General features: G+C 67.6%; 5 protein-coding genes. 4 read left to right on the forward strand and 1 reads right to left on the reverse strand.

The window, feature by feature from the left end; translation table 11 throughout:
- Window positions 1-168 precede the first annotated feature (168 nt).
- Entirely contained in the window at window positions 169-747 is a 579-nt protein-coding gene (locus ACFWM7_RS33305; RefSeq protein WP_383267990.1) for a hypothetical protein, read from the forward strand.
- A gap of 40 nt (window positions 748-787) precedes the next feature.
- Here the strand turns inward: ACFWM7_RS33305 and ACFWM7_RS33310 are convergent, their stop codons facing one another.
- Window positions 788-1099 (reverse strand): ferredoxin, encoded by a 312-nt coding sequence (locus tag ACFWM7_RS33310; protein ID WP_383267992.1) that lies wholly within the window; start codon window positions 1097-1099, stop codon window positions 788-790.
- 240 nt (window positions 1100-1339) lie between these two features.
- Between ACFWM7_RS33310 and arc the strand changes: the two genes are divergently transcribed.
- The 3 genes from arc (at window position 1340) to ACFWM7_RS33325 (ending at window position 5201) form a co-directional block, all read left to right on the forward strand.
- A complete protein-coding gene (gene arc / locus ACFWM7_RS33315) occupies window positions 1340-3106 on the forward strand; it encodes a proteasome ATPase (protein ID WP_383267995.1) in 1767 nt (588 codons plus the stop codon).
- Window positions 3107-3341: 235 nt separating this feature from the next.
- Window positions 3342-4853, forward strand: a complete 1512-nt coding sequence (dop, locus tag ACFWM7_RS33320; RefSeq protein WP_383267998.1) for a depupylase/deamidase Dop — start codon at window positions 3342-3344, stop codon at window positions 4851-4853.
- Between the two features lie 129 nt (window positions 4854-4982).
- Window positions 4983-5201, forward strand: a complete 219-nt coding sequence (locus ACFWM7_RS33325) for a ubiquitin-like protein Pup (RefSeq protein ID WP_003970166.1) — start codon at window positions 4983-4985, stop codon at window positions 5199-5201.
- The last annotated feature ends 39 nt before the right edge of the window (window positions 5202-5240 follow it).

Here is a 5240-nt window from a genome sequence, read left to right on the forward strand (position 1 = left end):
TCCCCGACCGACCGGGGAACAGCGCGGCGGCGCCTTTTCGTTGAGACCCCTGTTCGTCGAGACCCCGCCGTTCCGCCCGGGTGTGAGGTGTGGCACGATGCTGGCCACCCCTCGGGGGTGTTCCCACCCCTTCACCGGGCTTCCAGGAACCATCAGGAGACATACCGCGTGCAGACCTCCGCGCTCCCGGACCTCGCCCACACCGCCGCCAAGCCGGTGCACTGGCTCGCCACGGCCGCGGCGATGGCGGGTGTCGTCGCGCTGGCCGGGCTGCTCCAGCCCCGCACGGCCACCGCGACCGCCACGGCCCCCGAGCAGCGGACCACCACGCAGCAGGTCCCCGCGCCCGCCCCGGACCCGGCCGGCGTGGACTTCCCGCTGGAGTGCGGGGGAGCCGGGACGACCGTCGCGAAACAGGCCCCCGGCGATCTCGACGACGACGGGCGGCCGGAAACCGTCGCCGTGGTGCACTGCGCCGCCGGATCGGGCACCCCGCCCGGCGGCATCTACGTCCTGACACAGGCCGACGGGGCCGCACCCCGGGTCGTGGCGACCCTGGTGGACCCCGCCGACAAGAAGACCGTCGGGGACTTCGCCGTGCGCGACGGCGTCGTCTCGGCGACCCTGCTCGGCTACTCCTCGCTGGAGGTGCCCCGCTGCTGCCCCGACCAGGAGGAACAGGCCTCCTGGCGATGGAAGGGGCAGGCGTTCGTCCGCACCTCCGGGGACCTCGCCCGCAGCGTCTGACGCCCTCTCCCGGGCAGCCCCGGGCCACGCGGCCGACCTGCTAGTCGGCGTCCGGCCCGTACACCTCGACGTTGTCCTTGACGCGCCGCACATGGATGCAGTCGCCGGGGCACTCCTTGGCCGAATCCACGACGTCCTGGAGGAGCGGCAGCGGCACCGGAGTGGTCGCCCCCGGGTCCTGCAGCAGCTCGTCGTCGCCGCTCTTCACGTACGCCAGGCCGTCGATGTCCAGCTCGAAGACGTCGGGGGCGTACTGCACACAGATGCCGTCCCCGGTACAGAGGTCCTGGTCGATCCAGACCTCCAGGTCCTGCGTGTCACTGTCGCCCGGCGAGTCCTGCTGCACGGTCATGTGTCCTGCCGTTCCTGCGTATCTGAACCAATTGGAGCGAGCCCTGACGGGTGTTGAACAGTTCGACGATACAACCGGCGGCTTTCCGGTGCCGAAGGGTGGGTATTCCCTTGACGTGAGGGAGAGCGCAAGGGTGAAGATCGGACACGCCCCGCAGTCTTTGTGATCTAGGGGTTTCAATCACCACCCACCCAGGTAGGGTCAGGAAGCGTCCAGCTCCCCATGGAGGAGGTGAGGACCGTGGCAGCCCACGACGACGACATCAACCGCGGCACCCGGCCCGCGCGAGGGTCAGAGGACCCAGCCGGCCAGGTTGCCTATCTCGAGCAGGAAATCGCCGTCCTGCGACGTAAGCTCGCCGACTCTCCGCGTCACTCGAGGATTCTCGAAGAGCGGATCGTCGAGTTGCAGACGAATCTGGCAGGCGTGTCCGCACAGAACGAACGGCTCGCCAACACGCTCCGTGAGGCGCGTGACCAGATCGTGGCCCTCAAGGAGGAGGTCGACCGGCTCGCGCAGCCGCCGGCCGGCTTCGGCGTCTTCCTTCAGGCCAACGAGGACGGCACCTGCGACATCTTCACCGGGGGCCGCAAGCTCCGGGTGAACGTCAGCCCCAGTGTCGAGCTCGAAGATCTGCGGCGTGGCCAGGAGGTCATGCTCAACGAAGCGCTCAACGTGGTCGAGGCCATGGAGTTCGAGCGCGCCGGGGACATCGTCACCCTCAAGGAGATCCTTGAGGACGGCGAGCGCGCCCTGGTGGTCGGGCACACCGACGAGGAGAGGGTGGTGCGGCTCGCCGAGCCGCTGCTGGACATCACCATCCGCTCCGGCGACGCTCTGCTCCTGGACTCCAGGTCGGGCTACGTCTACGAGGTGGTCCCCAAGAGCGAGGTCGAGGAGCTCGTCCTCGAAGAGGTCCCGGACATCGACTACGACAAGATCGGCGGCCTGGGCGACCAGATCGAGCTGATCCGCGACGCGGTCGAGCTTCCGTATCTGCACCCCGACCTCTTCAAGGAGCACGAGCTGCGCCCGCCGAAGGGCATCCTGCTCTACGGCCCGCCCGGCTGTGGCAAGACGCTCATCGCCAAGGCCGTCGCCAATTCGCTCGCCAAGAAGGTCGCCGAGGTGACCGGGCAGCCCGCGGGGAAGAGCTACTTCCTCAATATCAAGGGCCCCGAGCTCCTCAACAAGTACGTCGGCGAGACCGAGCGGCACATCCGCCTGGTCTTCCAGCGCGCGAGGGAGAAGGCGAGCGAGGGCACCCCCGTCATCGTCTTCTTCGACGAGATGGAGTCCCTCTTCCGCACCCGCGGCAGCGGCGTCAGCTCGGACGTGGAGAACACCATCGTCCCGCAGCTGCTCGCCGAGATCGACGGGGTGGAGGGCCTGGAGAACGTCATCGTCATCGGCGCCTCCAACCGCGAGGACATGATCGACCCCGCCATCCTGCGGCCAGGCCGACTCGATGTGAAGATCAAGATCGAGCGTCCGGACGCCGAGGCGGCGAAGGACATCTTCGCGAAGTACCTGACCCCGGGGCTCCCGCTGCACGCGGACGATCTGGCCGAGCACACCGGCTCCCGGCCGGCCGCCGCCCACGCCATGATCCAGTCCGTCGTGGAGCGGATGTACACGGAGTCCGAGGAGAACCGCTTCCTCGAGGTGACGTACGCCAACGGCGACAAGGAAGTCCTCTACTTCAAGGACTTCAACTCCGGCGCGATGATTCAGAACATCGTCGACCGGGCGAAGAAAATGGCCATCAAGGCATTCCTGGAACAGGGCCAGAAGGGGCTGCGGGTCGCTCATCTCCTGCAGGCCTGCGTGGACGAGTTCAAGGAGAACGAGGACCTGCCCAACACCACCAACCCGGACGACTGGGCCAGGATTTCCGGCAAGAAGGGCGAGCGGATCGTCTTCATCCGTACGCTCGTCACCGGAAAGCAGGGCGCGGACACCGGGCGCTCCATCGATACGGTGGCCAATACCGGCCAGTACCTGTAATACACGGACCGGCTGCGGAAGGCCTCAGGGGCCTCCGCAGCCGGTTGCATTCCCCCGTTCCGGCCATGCCGGAGCAAACTCGTAATGGAGCTCCCCACCGGCGCAGAGGCGCTCTAGGCTCTGCGGTACCGCCGAGTCGCGCAGTGCGGTGACGGGCACCGCACACGCACCGGACACAGCAGCGGTACTTGAGCGTCGCTCCCGGAGGGGAGCGACGCCGGGCAAGGAGGGCCGCATGACCGTACGGCGAGTAATGGGCATCGAGACCGAGTATGGGATCTCCGTCCCCGGCCACCCCAACGCCAATGCCATGCTCACCTCGTCCCAGATCGTCAACGCCTACGCGGCGGCGATGCACCGGGCGCGCCGCGCCCGCTGGGACTTCGAGGAGGAGAATCCGCTGCGTGACGCGCGAGGCTTCGACCTCGCCCGTGAGACCGCCGACTCCAGCCAGCTCACCGACGAGGACATCGGCCTGGCCAATGTCATCCTCACCAACGGCGCCCGGCTGTACGTCGACCACGCGCACCCCGAATACAGCTCCCCGGAGATCACCAACCCGCTCGACGCGGTGCTCTGGGACAAGGCCGGCGAACGGATCATGGCCGAGGCCGCCGAGCGGGCGGCCGCCATCCCGGGCGCCCAGCCGATCCACCTCTACAAGAACAACACCGACAACAAGGGCGCCTCCTACGGCACGCACGAGAACTACCTCATGCAGCGGGAGACGCCGTTCTCGGACATCGTGCGCCATCTGACGCCGTTCTTCGTCTCCCGCCAGGTCGTCACCGGCGCGGGCCGGGTCGGGATCGGCCAGGACGGCCATGAGCACGGTTTCCAGATCAGCCAGCGCGCCGACTACTTCGAGGTCGAGGTCGGCCTGGAGACGACGCTCAAGCGCCCCATCATCAACACCCGGGACGAGCCCCACTCCGACGCGGAGAAGTACCGCCGGCTCCATGTGATCATCGGCGACGCCAATCTCTCGGAGATCTCCACCTATCTCAAGCTCGGCACCACGTCCCTGGTGCTGTCGATGATCGAGGACGCCTTCATCAACGTCGACCTCGCGGTCGACCAGCCCGTGCGCACCCTGCACCAGGTCTCCCACGACCCGGAGCTGCGCCAGCTCATCACGCTCCGCAGCGGCCGGACACTCACCGCGGTCCAGCTCCAGATGGAGTATTTCGAGCTGGCCCGCAAATACGTCGACGAGCGGTACGGCACGGACGCCGACGAGCAGACCAAGGACATCCTGACCCGCTGGGAGGACACCCTCAACCGGCTGGAGACCGATCCGATGAGCCTATCGGGCGAGCTGGACTGGATCGCCAAGCGGGAGCTCATGGAGGGCTACCGCCGCCGCGACGCGCTGGACTGGGACGCCCCCCGGCTGCATCTGGTGGACCTCCAGTACGCGGACGTACGGCCCGACAAGGGCCTCTACAACCGCCTGGCGGCCCGCGGGAAGATGAAGCGCCTCCTGGACGAGGACGACGTCACCAGGGCCCGTACAGCGCCCCCGGAGGACACCAGGGCCTACTTCCGGGGCCGCTGCCTGGAGCAGTACGCCGACGATGTGGCGGCGGCCTCCTGGGACTCGGTGATCTTCGACCTGCCGGACCGCGACTCCCTGCAGCGGGTGCCCACCCTGGAGCCGCTGCGCGGGACGAAGGAACACGTGAAGGACCTGCTCGACCGCTGCCGTACGGCGGAGGAGCTGGTCCGGACGCTGTCGGGCGGCTGAAAGGCCTCCGGGCTGGGAATCAATCACCTGAGGCACGGGCTTGCATCAACTACCGGGCCAAATGTCGGACCCGGTGGGTAGGGTCTGATCAAGAGCTGCGATTGCTTCGAACCGAGCGGGGTGAGCTACATGGCGACCAAGGACACCGGCGGCGGACAGCAGAAGGCGACACGTTCCACCGAGGAGGTCGAGGAGCAGGCGCAGGACGCGCAGGCGTCCGAGGACCTCGCGGAGCGACAGGAGAAGCTGAGCGACGACGTCGACTCGGTGCTGGACGAGATCGACGACGTCCTCGAAGAGAACGCCGAGGACTTCGTCCGGTCCTTCGTTCAAAAGGGTGGACAGTAGTTCATCAGTGTGAACGCTTGGTAGGAAGCGGGGTGACGG

Source organism: Streptomyces sp. NPDC058375, assembly GCF_042723425.1.
Lineage (GTDB): Bacteria > Actinomycetota > Actinomycetes > Streptomycetales > Streptomycetaceae > Streptomyces > Streptomyces durocortorensis.

Coding starts and splice junctions, on each gene's coding strand:
- ACFWM7_RS33310 (WP_383267992.1), bottom strand. CDS start 1,099: ATGACCGTGCAGCAGGACTCGCCGGGCGACAGTGACACGCAGGACCTG.
- dop (WP_383267998.1), top strand. CDS start 3,342: ATGACCGTACGGCGAGTAATGGGCATCGAGACCGAGTATGGGATCTCC.
- ACFWM7_RS33325 (WP_003970166.1), top strand. CDS start 4,983: ATGGCGACCAAGGACACCGGCGGCGGACAGCAGAAGGCGACACGTTCC.